This window comes from Mesorhizobium waitakense (genome assembly GCF_056431085.1).
Genome location: NZ_JBWKME010000218.1, coordinates 401 through 17,278, shown reverse-complemented (window position 1 = coordinate 17,278; position 16,878 = coordinate 401). Strand labels below are relative to the sequence as shown.

Below are 16,878 nucleotides of genomic sequence, written 5' to 3'. Positions count from 1 at the left end.
TCAGCCTGCCTTTGCCATCTGCATCAGTGTCACGCGACTCTGCAGCCGGCGCTGCGCCTGGTCGACGACGACGGCGACAATGATGACCAGGCCCTTGATCACCATCTGCCAGAACGAACTCACCCCCATCATCACCAACCCGTCAGAAAGAATGCCTATGACGAAGGCACCCACTATGGTGCCGCCGATCGTGCCGCGACCGCCCGACATCGAAGTGCCGCCGAGCACCGCCGCCGCGATGGCATTGAGCTCGAAACTCTCGCCCGTCGCCGGATGCGAGGCCATCAGCTCGGACGAGATGATCAGGCCGACGATTGCCGCGCAGAAACCGGAGAACATATAGACGAACATCTTCACCGTGTTGACACGGACGCCCGAAATTCGCGACGCCCGTTCGTTGCCGCCAACCGCGAAGATATGGCGGCCAAGCGGGGTGTATTTGGCGAGATAGGCCGCCGCCAGCGCAACCACGATCAGGATCCAGATCGCCACGGGCAGGCCGAGCAGCCGGCCAGCGCCGAGGAAGCCGAACCCGGTGGTGCCCAGTTCCGGCTTGCCGACAAGGTTGGGGAAGGTGCGACCATCCGACGACAGCAGCGCCAGGCCGCGCGCGACATAGAGCACGCCGAGCGTGGCGATGAATGGCGCGACGTTCAGCCTGGTGATCAGCAATCCGTTGACGGCGCCGATCAGGATGCCGACCGCCAGCGTGATCAACGCGATCTCGACGACGTTGAAATAGATGGTGTAGCCGATCTGCAGGTCGATGCCGTTGAGCACGAGATAGCCGGCCACCATGCCGCACAGGCCGACGATCGAGCCGACCGACAGGTCGATGCCGCCTGTGATAATCACGAAGGTCATGCCCATGGCCAGGAACGCATTCAGCGCCACGTGCTTCGACATCAGGATCAGGTTGGCGGTCGACAGGAAATTCGGTGCCGCGATCGAGAAGAAGACCAGCACGGCGATCAGTGCGATGAAGGTCCTCGCCTTCATCAGCGTCAGCAGCAGCGAACCGCTCGATGCCGAGGGAATAGCCGCCTTGGCCGGGATGTCAGTCATGAGCGGTGTACTCCGTGTGCGGGACCGGGCCGTGGCCAAGCGCCGAGGCGGCGACAAGGGCGGCCTCCGTCGCCTCGGCGCGATCGAACATGCCGGTCAGTTTTCCATTGCTCATCACCGCGATCCGGTCGGACAGCGCCATTACCTCGTCGAGGTCCGAGGTGGCGAACAGGATGCCCAATCCGTCGCGCGACAGTTTGCGCATGGTGCGGAAGACGTCGGCCTTGGCGCCCACATCGATGCCACGGCTGGGCTCGTCCATCAGCAGCACCTTCGGGCCGGTGAGCAGTGCCTTGCCGATCACCACCTTTTGCTGGTTGCCGCCGGACAGCGACGAGACCTCCTGTGCCGGATCGGCAACCTTGATCGCCAGTTCCCCCACCATCTGCACCACCGCCTGCCTTTCGGGGCCGCCGCGGATATGAAACAGGCGGACAAACCGCGACAGGCTGGCCAGCGTCAGATTGCTGGCAACGGAGAGGATCGACACCAGCCCTTCGCGCTGGCGGTCTTCGGGGATCAGCGCCAGCCCGCGCCGGATGCGCCGCGTCGTGTCGCGCTCCTTGACCTGTTTGCCGGAAATGAAGATCGCTCCTGTGGCCTGGCCATGGCGGCCCATGATGCAGTCGAACAGCTCGCTGCGTCCCGCGCCCATCAGGCCGTATATGCCGAGGATCTCGCCGGCGCGCAGCGACAGCGAGACGTGGTCGACCGCAAGACCGCCGGTCGCACGCGGCAGGCAGATGTCATGGGTGCGGAATATTTCTTCGCCTGGAACATGGCCATCGGCCTTGGCGAAATCCTTGGCGTCGGACCCAATCATCTGCCGTACGATCCACCGGGTGTCGACGTTTCTCATTTCCTCCTGGCCGGTGATGTGCCCGTCGCGCAGCACGGTGATGTAGTCGCCGATGCGGATCAGCTCCTCGAGCCGGTGCGAGATGTAGACGATGGCCACACCGCGCGCCTTGAGGTCGGCAATCACCTTGAACAGGATCTCGACTTCCGCGGAACTCAGTGCAGAAGTCGGTTCGTCCATGATCAGGATGCGCGCATCGAGCGAAACCGCCTTGGCGATCTCGACCAGCTGCTGCTGGCCGATGCGCAGATCCTCGACCAGCATGTCGGGCCGGATCCCGGCCTGCAGGCGTTCGAGAAATTGCGCAGCGCGGCGCTCCTGTTGCTTGCGGTCGATCTTGCGGAACCGGTTGGTGATCTCGCGGGTGGCGAAGATGTTCTCGGCGACGGTCAAATTGCCGAACAGGTTCAGCTCCTGGAACACCATGCCGATGCCGCGGTTCACCGCGTCGGCGGATGACGAGAAGGAAACTTCTTCCCCTTCCAGGAGGATCCGGCCGGCAGTGGGTCGTTCGACGCCGGCGATGATCTTCATCAGCGTCGATTTGCCTGCGCCGTTTTCGCCGACCAGCACATTGACCGCGCCCTTGCGCACCTCGAAATTCGCGTGCTTGACCGCGACCGTGCCGGAATAGACCTTGGAGACGTCCTCCAGCTTCAGAATGACATCGTGATCGCTCATGGCCGCGGCCCGATTTCTGCCTCCGCCGGCGTCACCAGCGGCAGGTCTTGGCTGCCTTCGAGCGTATAGGCGCCGAGAACCTTGGCGATGCGGCCTTCCAGCGCTTCACGCGGCAGCTTCGAAAGCACGGTCTTGTCGGCATACGCGTTGAACGCCTTGCCGAACTGGGCGAAGTCGATCTGGTTGGTGAAGTCGTTGAACTGGACGAAGTCGAGGCTGTCGCGCAGCGCCGTACCGCGCATGGCGGGACCGATCTGCACGCGTGCATCCGCCTTGCCGTCGCCGTCGACATCGATATCCATCGTCGCCGCGCGCGAGCCCGTGTTTGCGGCAACGATCTTGCCGTCAACACGAACCGCGAAGGTCCACGGCGAATTCGCCTGCTTGTTCGGGTTGCCGTATTTGGCGCCGGCAGCCGCCGGGTCGGCCTTCGCCAGGGCATGAACCTCGGGAAACGGTCCGGCTTTCTGCCTGAGATAGGGCACCACCTTCGCCGCCCACAACGCCTCGACCATCTTGTCGGGATTGAAGGCGGCAGCGCCGCCGCTATCACCCGAGGGGGTCGGCAGAATCTTGCAGGCGGCAAGGCTGATGCCGAGTGTCACGGCAAGGATCGGCCAGGTCGGCTTGTTCAGCATGGCGGTTTGTTGTTCAGCATGGCGGCCTCGGCATAATGGTCGGCATCCGCAGAAAATGGCGGCGAGGGACGAACCGAGATTCGCCCCTCGCTATTCATGTCACGCCGGCTCAGTTGGTCAGCGCGAAGGTTTCCAACTTGGGGGCGTTGTCGCCATTGACCAGGAGGCAGTCCATCAGCTGCTTTTCCTTGGCCGGCGACTTCTTGTTCTTAATGAAGTCGTTGGCCTGCTCGACCGCCATCTGCGCCTGCGCAAAGGCCGGCTGCAGGACTGTCGCCTTGATGCCGCCCGCGGTGATTGAATCGCGCACGTCGTTCGATCCGTCGAAGCCGACGACAATGACGTCCTTGCGGTTTGCCGCGACCAGCGCCGCATAGGCGCCCATCGCCATCGTGTCGTTGCCGGAGATGACGCCCTTGATGTCCGGATTGGCCTGCAGGATCGATTCCATCTTGGCGTAGGCTTCGGTCTGGCTCCAGTTGGCCGACTGCTGGGCAACCATCTTCAGATCTGGATAGTCGTCGATGACGTCGTGATAACCCTTGGAGCGAATGCCGGCATTGGTGTCGGATTCCTTGCCGACGAGTTCGACGAAATTGCCCTTCTCTCCCATCAGCTTGACGAATTCCTGCGCGCCGAGCTGGGCGCCCTGGTAATTGTTGGAAACGATCTGCGCGACGGCAACGCCGGTGGCATTGATCTCGCGATCTATCAGGAACGAAGGCACGCCCGCGTCCTTGGCCTTCTGCACGGCGGCAACGGTGGCGTCGGCGCCGGCATTGTCGAGGATGATCGCCTTGGCACCGCGGCCGATCGCCGTGTCGATCAGCTCGGACTGCTTGTTGGCGTCGTCATCATGGACGAGCACCAGCGCTTCATAGCCGAGTTCCTTGGCCTTGGCCTCCGCGCCGACAGCTTCCGCCTTGAAGAACGGGTTGTCGTGCGAGGGCGTGATGATGGCAATGAGATCGGCCGCATAGGCGGGGGCGGCCGTGCCAAGCGCCAGCATGCCGGCAAAAGCCGCCAGTGTCATTCTGCGTGTCAGTTTCATGAAGTCCTCCCGTTTGAAAAACAATTCAGGCCGCTGTCTGCATTTCAGACCGCGGATCGTCTCAGTTTCAAAAACCGTTTGTTTGCCGGCATCACCCGGGCCGTCGTGCCCCCGGCAGTCCTCCGCTCGTCCAGGCCACGAATTCCCTGCGAAGCCTTGGCCTGAGCTTAAGAAACAGCTAAGCCAACTGGTATGATGAGTCAATCACAAATTCAGATGATATGTACCTGATGAGCGCGTTTTCACGAAGGCGTCGACGGCCCAAACTCTCGCAAGCTCGGTTTTCATCCAAGGGTCTCGGCCCTTCCGGCCGTTCCGCCTGAACTTCGCTTCAGGTGATGCGCTGAATGCTGGCGGCAATCTCCTCCGGCTCGAAGACCCGCTTCCAGTCGTCGCGCATCAGCACCGGCTTGCCGAATTCAATCGCCTTGTTGCAGGCGTCGGAGAAGACGCCCTTGGTTTCGCCGAAGATGACAGCGCCGAGGACGTTCATATGGCCGAGCAGGAAATCGAGAGCCGCCTGTTTGTCGACGCCGCGCGCAACGACTTCATCGACGGCTTCCTTCATGACGACGAGCAGCGAGGCGCATACGGTCTCCGAAAGACCCGGCTCGAGCAGCGCCATCTGATCGACAGTGACGCGGTGCGAGCGCATCACCGGCGCCCAGATGATCTTGGCGATCGCCTCACCCTTGGCATAGTCCTCTTCCGGGCCCTGCATCAGCGCACTAACCATGTGCTGCTTGGCTTTGACGCCGCCGAAATAGTCCTTCTTGGCCGCCATGTCGGTTTCGTCGTTGAAGATCGGCGGATGACAGGGATGGGTGACGAAATAGGTCAGGTCCGGCCGCTTGGGCAGATGGCCGGCGAATGGTGCCGCGGCGTCGAGCACCACCACCATCGTGCCTAGCGCGAGCTTGCTCTCGATGCTCGCCGCGACCGTGCCGATATGTGTATCGGGAACGGCCAGGATCACCACATCGGCGCCTTTGAGCGCTTCATCGGCACTGACGGCATCGAAACCCAGCCCCGACTTCAGCCGCTCGCGACCGGCCTCGCTGACCTCGACATGGCGTATCGTGTAAGGCGAGCCGCGAAAATTGGTCGACAGGCGGTAACCCATTTTCCCGCCGGCACCGAACAGTGCAATCGTCGTCATGTATCACTACTCCCGATGTCCAACGATGGACCAACCAATCGTCATGTTATCAACTGGTATAATCACTCTACCAAAGCTTGGCAATCTTCATCCGGCATGGATGCCGATGATTCATGGACCATCCCTGGCCAGCATGCCTGGCGCTGGTCAAGGCTTGCTAGGAGTGCGCCGTCGCAGCGGCGCAGCTGGATAACGCGATCGGCGAGACAAGACCTCCGGGGTCTCTACTTGGCCCATTGCGGAACGTGCAGCAGATCACGCAGGCGGATCGGCAGGCTGGGCGAAGCGCCCAATTCGGCACAGCTTGCCTCCCATCGCACGAGATACTCGGCGATCGGTAGACCGGTGCGGCCGGGCCAGCGGTTGAGTGCGCCCAGCGCCTCGACGCAGTCCGGCGCGCGGTCGTATTCGGCGAGGATGGTCACGGACATCGCCTGGGCGAATGGATTAAGGGCGGGCATTTCGATCTCGCCGCGATGGTCGGCGAACCATGCCGCGGCGTCGCTGGTGAGCCCCTGGCTCTCGGCGAGCGCGATATAGCGTTGGATGATGTTCTCGCGATACGCGGCAATGGCATCGCCGAAAGCGTTGTCGCCGGCGAACGGCGGGGTCTCCTTCCAGCTTTTCGCCAGGCGCCCCAGGCCGCGCAGCGAGTGGGCCTCCACCATGGCTTCCTCGAGCCACTGGCAGGGCGGCGCCGGCTTGGCGTCCGGCTGCCAGCTGTTGCACAGTACATGGCCGAGCTCGTGGCCGAACTGGTAGGCGAGCTTCGACCAGTCACGCTCACCGATATCGACGATGATCCAGGCCATGCTGCTGCCGTCGGGATGCAGCCAGACGGCCGGCGTGCCGGAAGTGTGCTCGTCGACACGCAGCCGCGTCGGCTGGCGGTCGGACAGCAGGCGGACGCCGTCAAGGCATGAATGCCGCATGCGTTCGACGACCTGATCAGCCGCGCCCTCCAGCATGCGGCCCCAGTCGCCGGCAAGCTCGATGGGCGCGGTGAGGAGGGTTGGCGATGGGCGGGCCGAGGGAGATTTGGGAGACATGGCTGCGTAGCCTTTCTGCGAGTGACTCAACAGCGTAGCCAAGCTAGCAGCCAATGAGACGGCAGCTAGGATGCCAAACTGTCGCCTGTTCGTCAGCTGATGCTCCTTGGTCCAAGCATACATATCGAGGTATGGCCGGAGCGTCATCGGGAACTTTCTCCTGGGGCGTAGCGCAACCCCACAATCATCGAACAACGCTAAAGGTGGTGTGTGAGTTGCCATGTTGCCTTCGCGGCGGCGACGAGCATCTGAATCGGCAATGGCACTGGCTTTTCTCATGCCCCGATTTGCGTCATGTCCCACAGACACATCGCCTTCGATGCATAGTGTTCCTCCGGCATGACCAGGAGTGGCAGCGGCAACGAGAATGGTGGTTGCTGCAAGTTGAGAAACCCGAATCCGCCGGTTTCCGGCGCAATGTCCTGCGCCGAGGTCGAATGGCTTGAGGTGAACAGCCAGCGCGCGCCGCACTTCTTGAAGTTGCGCAGCACGCGCCAGATATCGGGCTCGGTCAGATGCTGCAGACAGTCGCGTGAAAAAATGAGGTCGACGTTCGGCAGTGGGCCGGCAGCCAGATCGAGCACGTGGAATTCGCGATCCGCGTATCGCATGCGATTCGTTTCGATGACTGCCGGAACGATATCGCAACCAATGTAGTGCGTTTTGCCCAAGTCGACGAAGCGCATCCAGTTGAAGTCGCCGCAGGGCGCATCGAGCATGGACTCCACATCCAGTGCGCGGAAGAGCATCGGCAACACCGTTCGCACGCGATGCGTCGTCGCGTGCGTTGAACCGAGTCCGGAGCGCGATTCCGCGGAGCCCCACTCATTGCTTTGGTAAATGCGCGCGAAGGCTTCGCGGGAATCATCGGGCGTGCTTTGCGTCATCGAATGCACCTCTTGCTAGGTATGGCCGCCGGCCGGAAATTTGCGGTTCGATGTCGCTATCGACCTCTCAAGGGCTTCAGCAGACTCCTCAAGCATAGGTAGGAATGGATAGAACCAAAGTGTGTGGTCAGGCCTGGGCGACCAGTTCGGAAAGTCGAATTCAGTCGGATATACGGTCGTCGACGGGGCGCGTTCGATCAGGTCAGATCTCACATACGACAGCTCCATCACCGGCGCGACAACGTGCCCATCGACAATTCTCAGAGGCTCATTATTGTTTGAATGCACATGAAATAATGTGAACTCACTGTTGATTTTCGATAGTGCCGCCACGAAACCAGCTCGGTAAGTCGGATCACTCAGTCTGTCCAACCAATGGAGTTCCATCGTAATCTGCCGGAATTGTCTAAGGATTTCTTTCGGCATCGCAGAGAACACCTCGAACTCAGCACCTTCGATATCGATCTTCAGAAGTAGATCTGGTCGCCCCTCATGGCCGAGCCTGTTAAGCTGATATGCTAACGTGTACAAGGACACCGCTTCGCTGTTATCTGCTGCCAACCCCTGCTTGTAGAAATGGAAGTTCGGGTGCTCAAGAGGAGGCCCATCAACGGTGTGGTCGAACATGAAGATATCTTTTCCCATGTTCGCCATTTCAAGATCAAATGAAACCTGGTTTCCGATGCCGAAGCTGTAGACAATTTCTATTGGATCAAAGTCATCGAGAATGACATATCCTCCATCACTTTTGCATCCGACCCTCACCTTGAGGAATGGTTCTACATCGTATGGCTTGAGAAGGCCCAAGGCTTGAAAAATCTCTTGTGAACGAGGTGGCTCCGAGAGCGAAAAACTTTCGTAGCCGAGGCAATGGGGTCTGGAGAGAGTTATGCGCCCATCAAGCTCGGCGCAAAGGAACGTGCCGCCAACATGAAAACCAATCCAAACCCAGTGCTTCGGGAAGATCTCCAAACTAGTGGGCGCCGACGTCTTGGACTCCCTGGCGACCAGCGAGCCATCTGACTGAAAAGCAATTGGAAGGCGGTGATCTTCACCACCGAATATCATCTGCCCTTGCTTCCCATCGGACAGAAATCTGACATTTGTAGAACTGCTGTCGATCGGGCCATGACGCAGCTCACCGGTGTCGACTTTCACGTACAGCACCGTGTCGTGAGCGGTATAAATCCAAGGCAGTGTTTCGAACTGCTCCTTGGTGATGATATCCAATGTAGTATCGGGCTGAGACTTGGTGAATCCAGGTGACTTCAAGACGCTCAGTACGCGCTTATACCGCTCCTGATTTCCCCCTCTTTGCAAATGGATCGCATCCTTCTCTGAGGAGTGGGGGAGCGAACCGGTGGGGTAAAAAGGCTCAGTTTCGGAAGGCGAATTCCATATGAAAATAGGAAGCTGTCGAGACGAAAAATAGAGAGAGAGAACCACATCGTCGCTTTGGCGGCAGTCCACGTCTTTCGAGGTCGCCTGTACATATTCTAAGAAGTCGTCTCCAATGCACGCCGGAGGGTACAGCACTGTACCAAACCCCTCGAACATCGATACTTGCAATTGCCCGAATTTGAAAGTGATACTGCCATCTGTGTTGAAGTCGCCACCGTGCCTCGCAAGTATGCGATGTTCCGAAGCGCAATGTCCACGGCATAACATTTCCAGCTGATTTGCAGGATACGCAAAGTCGTCATCTACCGACCATAGGTACGTTTCCTGGTCGTTCTGGTGTCGCAGCAGTGTGGGGGCAATCTTTGTGATCGGGCCGTAGTCGTCCGTTCGAAAAATCTTTACCCGTTCCATTTCTGTGAGCCATGTCGGCAGAGTGTATGATTCATTCGTACGCACACATACATATGGAACATTCAATTCTATATGCCCCACCGGAATGGTCTGGCCAAGCACGCTCTCAAGTGCAGGACCAATTCGATCAATTCGCGAGGGAATGGTGGTCATTGAAGCGATTATTCGCATGGCCTGTCCTATCTGTACCGGTCGAACCCCGCTGCCCTGGCTGATATCGCAGACCCTGCTAGGGTTGAAGCTGATCGATTGGATCTCCGTTCAAACGCATTTGATGAGAACGGCACAAAGGTCTCCCGCGGATGGAGGGCAGGGTCTTATTCGGGTCGCAAGCCGTCTGCAGCCACCCGATGTGAAGGTTGCTCGCCATCATGGATGACCAGCGGCGGCATGCAAACGAACGCTTTCATTGAGTCATACGCGGCGGACATTGCGCAATCGATGCCCTCATCCTCCAGGACCAATCCAGTCCCGGGAAACGGAATTAGTCTCTTTCGTAGGGGTAGACATTTTTCAAGAAGTACTTGAGCTCCATTTGGAGTTACTGAATAGGCCATCGCACCAAAGGAATGGATCAGCCGGATAAGAGATCTCGAATAGTTATCAGATTGAAATTGAGCCGGGACTTGTTTGGGCTTTCGCTCGTAGAATTCCAGCTTGGCTCTGGAAAAATCGAAGTCCAACCACAGGAATAGAGGATCAAAATTGAATCCCCAGTTTACCATATCCCAGTTCTCTGGAGCCATGGACAGGATGCGGTTCGACTCTTCAAGAAAGTTAAACGACGAGTAGACGCCGTCCTCGAAAATGGTAATTGGCCGCTTCTCGGCTACCGCCAACTTCCACAAGTTGATGTGGGATAGAGCACATCCCAATGCGTCCGGCAGGTATCCGCAATCCTCAGCAATCACTCCATCGTTTACCAAAGCTTGCAAGGCCGATCTATCGAGGGAAGCTCCATCGATGGCCGATACGCGGATTGTATTGGTGGCTAGATGAGGATTTCTGTCTTGATATTTGCGCCAGCGCTCAACGCTGCTGTCCAAGTTTATGAGGTGAATTTGCGGCGGCTCGACAGGTCGAGCTGGCATCGGCCCGGAGCCAGAGGGCGTGGCGGCAGTGAATGCGGGGGTATCGCCCGCACCGTGCAACAGCGCTCGAGCGCGCTCGATCCCGTCACTCACATGATATTGGCCGTCGCCGAAGGTGATGTAGCCATAGATTTGTCGGTTATCCATGTACTGGACGACGCCGGCCTTCCTGGCGCTGTCGGCAAAGATGACGTACTCGTACCGCGATGTGTCGTCCTCGTATGTCAGTTCGATCAGCACGTCGGCGCGGACAAGATAGGTGCAGTGCACGAGCGGCATCTCGATAATGCCGCGCACGTGGCGGTTGAGCACCCATCCATATTGATCGCACTGCATATAATAGCCGTTCGCATCGATCTCGGCGTGATAGTTCGAATAGTATTGGCCGGGCGAGATGGAGCGAAGCAGGGGAGCGACGATTGGCAAGTCGAGCGCCACAAGTTCTCGCAGCGTGGCCGGCCGCACGAAATTGTCGACGTCGACAACGAAATAGAAATCACAGCCGTGCTCGAGCGTTTTCCGCAAACTTATGTTGCGGATTCGGCCGAGCACCCTGAAGCGCGTCTCGTTCCATTCGTGCTCGCCGAACTGCTCGACCCGATCGGCTACGTCCGAGGTGTCGATTTCGACCGCCGCATAGAGGTGGCCCACACGCTCCAGCCATTCGCGCAGTATGTGCTCGGTCCTGTCGGTGTTGTTGTTTGTCCTGATGTACAGGACGATCGACGCCTTCGGGTAGTCGAGCGCCTCGATGCACTCGAGGTAAAGCGGCAGTGCCGGCTCCTTCTGCTTTGCCAGGATTGCCACGAGGATGCGTGGTGTGCCCTTGATGCGCGACCGCAATGAACGCCGGCGGACAAGCTTGTGCTGATCGATCAAGCTCTCGGTCCCAAACGCCCCGAGTTTCGGCGGTTCATGGACCGGAAGCTTGTCGGAGGCGAAACGCGCGTTGGCCACCACACGCTTTACCATTTCCGCCGGCAATTTTTCGCTGGCGAGCAATTTCAGACAGGCGTCGAGCGATTCCCGGTAAGCGCCTGTCCAGTAGGCATTGACGGCAAACTCGTCGAGCAGTCCGTAATCGTAGACCCAAGGCTGTACGAAAAGTCCGGCGGGTTGGGCAAGGTCGAGCCCTCGACGCGCGAATTCCGTGCCTTCCGCATTCCGGCCCTGGTTGCGGCAATAGAGGCTCGCGGCGTGAAAAGCCTCGGCGCGGGCGGGAACGGTCTGCGCCGCACGCTCGAAGACGGCAACGACCTCGTCGAATGGCCGTCCCAGCGCTGCCATGAGGTTGCCCGCCTCGAGCAGGCTGACATAGACCTCCTCGTCCCAAAAACCCAGCTCGGCACGCTTCAGATAGTTCGCCAGCGATTTTTCACGTTCACCGGAATCCCTGTAGCTCTGCGCCAGATAGAAGGTGTATCGCGAAACCAGGAAGGGGTCGGTCTCCGTGGCAAGCGCATTTTCAAGAACGGCCGCGTCGTCCTGGTACTTTCGCGGGTTTTGACTGCGTGCCCCGCCGCGCCCCGTCGCTATGCGAAAACCCTTGGCGGTCTCGCGTGCGAGATGGCCGGGAGGGGCCTCGAGATACTCGTGCAGCACGCCCTTGAAGGAGAACGGCAGCCGGTTGCGGCAGATCTGCGGGCGATAAAACGAAATGCCACCATGGGACACCTCGACGTCGTACAGATCGTGTTGCATCCGCGACTTGAACGTGACCGGATCGAAGTCGGCGTCCTGGACCACAGCGTCGTCCGCGTCGATGATCATGGCATAGTCGACCGTCTCGACTTCACGCAGCCGGTCGAGGGCAAAGGTCCGGTTGTACGCGAAGTCCCGCCATGGCTCGTCGATGACTGCGCCGTTGACATTGTGCGTGGTCAGGAAGGTACGGATGAGGTCCTGCGTGCCGTCCTCGGAACCCGTGTCGATGACGAGCACATAGTCGACGAGAGGAAGCGCGCTGGCGAGGCATTGCAGGATGACCTTTGCCTCGTTCTTGACGATCATGCACAGGCCGATGGTGCTCATGTTAATCCCTTGGCGGAGCGGCGTTCGTTACGCGTCTTTATCCGGCCTTTATACCTCATGCACATCACCCCGCCGCCTTGGCCATTTGCATGAGCTCTGTTGCAAGGATCGATCGTCCGTTCCCAGTCACGCGCTAGCTCAGCCTCATCCATTGTTAGCCAGCGCTTTCCGTCACAGCAAGGGTCCACGCGGTCGCCCTGGGCCAGGGGTTGCGTTCAAACGTTCCCATCGACTCAATCGCTGACGCGCAAACTCCGCCGTGACATCGAGGGTTCGGCGCGAACAGGGGGCGCCTTTAAGTCTCGGATTTTTCGATGCGTTTGGCCCATGCGCGCCATTTCGATGTCGACCGAAAAGTAGTTGCTTGTGGTCAGCAATTAACAAATTGTTAACTTGGTTATTTACAACTTGCTAAATTTAGATTTTACTAATGTCTTGTGCTGGGAGGGTAGCCGCGGACCGGGCAATGGGCCTGTCTGTCTGCGCAGTCTGCTGAGCCAGGAGAGTGTCTGGAGCAAGTCACGTCGTGCGTGAGGGCGCAGCGAGTGTTCGGTGGCGTGCAAGAGAAGACGTCGTACTGCCTTGAACTAAAGGCCGGCGTTTTCCCAACCTGATGTTCCCTCGCCAAGTAGTCGGGTCCCTCGCAAGTAGTCGTCGAGAAATCGAGACATGCGTTGCGGGAGTTGGATGTGGTTGGGGTGATACCAAGTACGAAACGATGCGCCCGTCACGCGGGTTTCCGCTTCGATAAATCTCTCAATTTTCCGCAGCTGGCCGCCGGCAGGGATTGCCCGGCGATTGATCGGTATTCCCCGGTGCCTTGTGGGCTGCCGGGCGCCCGCGGACTGTACATTCACCTCAGTGAAGACAAGCGGGGCGCCGTTCGATTGAGCGGCACGAAGAGGCCGTCAAACCTTGCCCGCCCGTCTCGCCATACTGCCCGTCATACGCCGATGCGCGCGGGGCCGATAGCAGCCGCGACCGGCCTCGGCGAGCGCGTGCGTTCGGTTGCGATTGAAACCAGAGATTGAACTAAGGGTACGAAACAAGCAGCGGCACGGCGGCCGCGACCAGGGAGAATATGATGAGCTTCACAGCAGGTTTTGCGGTTATGGAAGTCACCGTTCGGGGCGTTTTGCCGATCGGCGACACGACCGAAAATGCAACTTATTTCATTCTGGATACCGCCAGGAGCGCGATCGTCGGTCAGGTCATTCTGCCCAAAGCCGTCAAGCGAAGCCTCGCTGTCGCCCTCACCGTCAAGGTCCCGAGCACCGCCGGCTCACTTGCCATTGGCACGTTTGACGATGGCGGGAATTTCCTGGTCGCCAGCTTCCTTCGCGTAGAGACCCCTGCCGTTGAACGTCCAGACGGCGCGGTCGGGTCGTCCGGAAGATGACGGCCCCCCAGGCCCCTTGTCCCCAGCGCTCGCCGGCCAGGCCGGTGGGCGGTTTCCCCGTAAATTGAATTCGAAGCCAACAGGAGCCAGTCATGGCCCGTGCCTCTGAAATTCTTTTTGTCGACCCTTCAGTTTCCGACCTCCAGACTGTTCTCGGCAGCTTGCGATCCGAGGTTCAAGCGATTGTGCTCGATGGCCGCCGACCGGCGGCGCAGCAGATCGCTGCCGCGCTCGCGGGGCACGCAGGGCTCGATGCGGTGCACGTCATCGCACATGGCGCGTCTGGGCGGGTCGGCTTCACAGCAGGGGAGTGGTCATCAGCCACATTGAAGGCGGAGGCTGAGGACCTTGCCGCAATCGGCCGGGCGCTTGCCGCGGACGGCGAACTGCGGCTGTGGAGCTGCGAAACGGCATCGGGGAATGCTGGCGAGACCTTCGTGGCAGCGCTGGAAGAGGCCGTCGGCGCGGACGTCTGCGCATCGAGATCGCTGGTTGGCGCGGCCGCCCTGGGCGGCGCCTGGGAACTGTCCGCACGCGTGAACGCGTCCACGCCCCTGCCGCCACTGACCCCAGATGGCGTGGCCAGTTACTCGGGGGTGCTTGAATCGGGCAATCTTACACTCAAAGGCACGATACAAAACAACGGCAACAGTTCAGCCGTCAACACCTATTATCTGGTGGATACATTTAACGGGTTGAACGTAGTGGTTGGCAGCTTCGTGCTTCCATCTGCAACAAATGGTGGTAAAGCCCTTGCGTTTGCGGTAACTATAACAATTCCAAATACTACTCATACCTATATAATTTACAACGACAACTTCAACGTGGTTGGTACGCTCTCTCCTCCTGCAATTCAAGATCCAAATAATCCCACTTATGATTTCACAGGAGGTGCCGCCAATGGCAGTAATAACAACACGTTTATTACGGGAGGTCTTACACTCACGAGTCAGGGTCAGGTAGGCCCGACGGGTGCGACCGGAGCAACTGGTGCCACCGGGGCCACAGGTGCGACCGGCGCCACAGGCGCCACAGCCGCGACGGGCGCAACTGGCTCCACGGGTACGACTGGCTCCACGGGTGCGACCGGCTCCACGGGTGCGACCGGTGATACCGGCGCGACAGGTACGACTGGCTCCACGGGTGCGACCGGCTCCACGGGTACGACCGGCTCCACGGGTGCGACCGGTGATACCGGCGCGACAGGTGCGACCGGAGCCACAGGTGCAACTGGCGGTACGGGTGCGACCGGCGATACCGGCGCGACAGGTGCGACCGGAGCCACAGGTGCAACTGGCGGTACGGGTGCGACCGGCGATACCGGCGCGACAGGTGCGACCGGAGCCACAGGCGCGACCGGCGATACCGGCGCGACGGGCTCTACCGGAGCCACGGGTGCAACCGGTGATACCGGAGCAACCGGCTCTACTGGTGCGACTGGCTTGACGGGTGCAACCGGTGATACCGGCGCGACGGGCTCTACCGGAGGCACAGGTGCAACCGGTGATACCGGAGCAACCGGTTCTACCGGTGCGACAGGCTTGACGGGTGCAACCGGTGATACTGGTGCGACTGGATCGACCGGAGCGACAGGCTCAACCGGTGCAACTGGTGAAACCGGCGCGACTGGATTGACCGGAGCGACAGGCTCAACTGGTGCAACTGGTGAAACCGGCGCGACTGGATTGACCGGTGCGACAGGCTCGACTGGTGCGACTGGTGAAACCGGTGCGACTGGCTCGACCGGATCGACAGGCTCGACTGGTGCGACTGGTGAAACCGGTGCGACTGGATCGACTGGTGCGACTGGTGAAACCGGCGCGACTGGATCGACCGGATCGACAGGCTCGACTGGAGCAACTGGTGAAACCGGCGCGACCGGCGGTACTGGCTCGACCGGCTCGACCGGAGCAACTGGCTCGACCGGTGCGACAGGCTCGACTGGTGCGACTGGTGAAACCGGCTCGACTGGTGCGACCGGCTCGACTGGTGCAACTGGCTCGACCGGAGCAACTGGCTCGACCGGAGCAACCGGAGCAACTGGCTCGACCGGGGCGACTGGTGAAACCGGAGCGACAGGCTCGACTGGAGCAACCGGAGCAACTGGCTCGACTGGAGCAACTGGTGAAACCGGAGCGACAGGCTCGACTGGAGCAACCGGAGCAACTGGCTCGACCGGATCGACCGGCTCGACCGGCGCAACCGGTGCGACCGGCTCGACTGGTGCCACTGGCTCGACCGGAGCAACGGGCTCGACTGGTGAAACCGGCGCGACCGGTGCCACAGGCTCGACTGGCTCGACCGGAGCAACTGGCTCGACCGGAGCGACCGGCTCGACCGGCTCGACCGGAGCAACCGGTGCGACCGGCTCCACCGGTGCCACAGGCTCGACCGGAGCGACCGGAGCAACGGGCTCGACCGGAGCGACCGGCTCGACCGGAGCAACGGGCTCGACTGGTGCAACTGGCTCGACCGGAGCCACAGGCTCGACTGGTGCAACTGGCTCGACCGGTGCGACAGGCTCGACTGGTGCGACTGGTGAAACCGGCGCGACTGGGTCGACAGGTGCAACCGGGCATACCGGTGCAACAGGCTCGACTGGGGCAACTGGCTCGACTGGAGCAACAGGCTCAACTGGTGCGACAGGCTCGACCGGAGCAACCGGCTCAACTGGTGCGACTGGTGAAACCGGCGCGACTGGATCGACAGGTGCAACCGGGCATACCGGTGCAACAGGCTCGACTGGGGCAACTGGCTCGACTGGAGCAACCGGCTCGACCGGAGCAACTGGCTCGACCGGAGCAACCGGCTCGACCGGAGCAACCGGTGCAACAGGCTCGACTGGGGCAACTGGCTCGACCGGAGCAACCGGCTCGACTGGGGCAACTGGCTCGACCGGCTCGACTGGATCGACAGGTGCGACAGGCTCGACTGGAGCAACAGGCTCAACTGGGGCGACAGGCTCGACTGGTGCAACAGGCTCAACTGGTGCGACTGGCTCGACCGGCTCGACTGGATCGACAGGTGCGACAGGCTCGACTGGAGCAACAGGCTCAACTGGTGCGACAGGCTCGACTGGTGCAACTGGCTCGACCGGAGCGACAGGCTCGACTGGAGCAACCGGCTCCACCGGAGCGACAGGCTCGACTGGTGCAA

The 16,878-nt window shown here is 60.4% G+C and carries 11 protein-coding genes and 1 pseudogene; 2 read left to right on the top strand and 10 right to left on the bottom strand.

From position 1 onward, the window contains the following. The 9 genes from AC07FD_RS38670 to AC07FD_RS38630 all read right to left on the bottom strand — a co-directional run bounded on the left by AC07FD_RS38670 (position 1) and on the right by AC07FD_RS38630 (position 12,323). Entirely contained in the window at positions 1–1,065 is a 1,065-nt protein-coding gene (locus tag AC07FD_RS38670; protein WP_457153137.1) for an ABC transporter permease, read from the bottom strand. After that, positions 1,058–2,605, bottom strand: coding sequence for a sugar ABC transporter ATP-binding protein (locus AC07FD_RS38665; RefSeq protein ID WP_478354079.1), 1,548 nt, complete (start codon positions 2,603–2,605; stop codon positions 1,058–1,060). Before AC07FD_RS38665 ends, AC07FD_RS38670 begins: the two co-directional genes overlap by 8 nt. Next, a complete protein-coding gene (locus AC07FD_RS38660) occupies positions 2,602–3,243 on the bottom strand; it encodes a DUF2291 family protein (RefSeq protein WP_478354078.1) in 642 nt (213 codons plus the stop codon). The genes AC07FD_RS38665 and AC07FD_RS38660 overlap by 4 nt, the downstream gene beginning before the upstream one ends. 109 nt (positions 3,244–3,352) lie before the next feature. Beyond that, complete coding sequence (locus AC07FD_RS38655; protein ID WP_095080533.1) at positions 3,353–4,294, bottom strand: D-ribose ABC transporter substrate-binding protein; 942 nt, start codon at positions 4,292–4,294, stop codon at positions 3,353–3,355. A 331-nt stretch (positions 4,295–4,625) separates the two neighbouring features. Further along, positions 4,626–5,453 (bottom strand): phosphogluconate dehydrogenase C-terminal domain-containing protein, encoded by an 828-nt coding sequence (locus AC07FD_RS38650; protein WP_478354077.1) that lies wholly within the window; start codon positions 5,451–5,453, stop codon positions 4,626–4,628. Between the two features lie 224 nt (positions 5,454–5,677). Further along, the gene (locus tag AC07FD_RS38645) at positions 5,678–6,502 is read right to left on the bottom strand and encodes a hypothetical protein (RefSeq protein ID WP_478354076.1); all 825 of its coding nucleotides are present in this window, start codon (positions 6,500–6,502) and stop codon (positions 5,678–5,680) included. A 275-nt stretch (positions 6,503–6,777) separates the two neighbouring features. Then, positions 6,778–7,389 (bottom strand): class I SAM-dependent methyltransferase, encoded by a 612-nt coding sequence (locus AC07FD_RS38640; RefSeq protein ID WP_478354075.1) that lies wholly within the window; start codon positions 7,387–7,389, stop codon positions 6,778–6,780. 15 nt (positions 7,390–7,404) lie between these two features. Continuing rightward, a complete protein-coding gene (locus tag AC07FD_RS38635) occupies positions 7,405–9,354 on the bottom strand; it encodes an FkbM family methyltransferase (protein ID WP_478354074.1) in 1,950 nt (649 codons plus the stop codon). 164 nt (positions 9,355–9,518) lie between these two features. Then, positions 9,519–12,323 carry a glycosyltransferase family 25 protein gene (locus AC07FD_RS38630; protein ID WP_478354073.1) on the bottom strand — a complete coding sequence of 935 codons (2,805 nt, stop codon included), beginning with the start codon at positions 12,321–12,323 and terminating at the stop codon, positions 9,519–9,521. 1,084 nt (positions 12,324–13,407) lie between these two features. Between AC07FD_RS38630 and AC07FD_RS38625 the strand changes: the two genes are divergently transcribed. Together AC07FD_RS38625 and AC07FD_RS38620 are read left to right on the top strand one after the other, a co-directional pair. After that, complete coding sequence (locus AC07FD_RS38625) at positions 13,408–13,722, top strand: hypothetical protein (protein WP_478354072.1); 315 nt, start codon at positions 13,408–13,410, stop codon at positions 13,720–13,722. A 92-nt stretch (positions 13,723–13,814) separates the two neighbouring features. Beyond that, positions 13,815–14,264 (top strand): annotated as a pseudogene (locus AC07FD_RS38620) (DUF4347 domain-containing protein); the annotation flags it as partial. A 982-nt stretch (positions 14,265–15,246) separates the two neighbouring features. Here the strand turns inward: AC07FD_RS38620 and AC07FD_RS38615 are convergent. Further along, positions 15,247–16,878, bottom strand: a 1,632-nt coding sequence (locus AC07FD_RS38615; protein WP_478354071.1) for a hypothetical protein, incomplete at its 5' end; no start/stop codon positions are given.

Excerpts from the sequence above, each read along its gene's own strand:
- AC07FD_RS38650 (WP_478354077.1), bottom strand. The coding sequence starts at position 5,453 with ATGACGACGATTGCACTGTTCGGTGCCGGCGGGAAAATGGGTTACCGC.
- AC07FD_RS38655 (WP_095080533.1), bottom strand. The coding sequence starts at position 4,294 with ATGAAACTGACACGCAGAATGACACTGGCGGCTTTTGCCGGCATGCTG.
- AC07FD_RS38625 (WP_478354072.1), top strand. The coding sequence starts at position 13,408 with ATGAGCTTCACAGCAGGTTTTGCGGTTATGGAAGTCACCGTTCGGGGC.
- AC07FD_RS38640 (WP_478354075.1), bottom strand. The coding sequence starts at position 7,389 with ATGACGCAAAGCACGCCCGATGATTCCCGCGAAGCCTTCGCGCGCATT.
- AC07FD_RS38660 (WP_478354078.1), bottom strand. The coding sequence starts at position 3,243 with ATGCTGAACAAGCCGACCTGGCCGATCCTTGCCGTGACACTCGGCATC.
- AC07FD_RS38645 (WP_478354076.1), bottom strand. The coding sequence starts at position 6,502 with ATGTCTCCCAAATCTCCCTCGGCCCGCCCATCGCCAACCCTCCTCACC.
- AC07FD_RS38630 (WP_478354073.1), bottom strand. The coding sequence starts at position 12,323 with ATGAGCACCATCGGCCTGTGCATGATCGTCAAGAACGAGGCAAAGGTC.
- AC07FD_RS38670 (WP_457153137.1), bottom strand. The coding sequence starts at position 1,065 with ATGACTGACATCCCGGCCAAGGCGGCTATTCCCTCGGCATCGAGCGGT.
- AC07FD_RS38635 (WP_478354074.1), bottom strand. The coding sequence starts at position 9,354 with ATGACCACCATTCCCTCGCGAATTGATCGAATTGGTCCTGCACTTGAG.
- AC07FD_RS38665 (WP_478354079.1), bottom strand. The coding sequence starts at position 2,605 with ATGAGCGATCACGATGTCATTCTGAAGCTGGAGGACGTCTCCAAGGTC.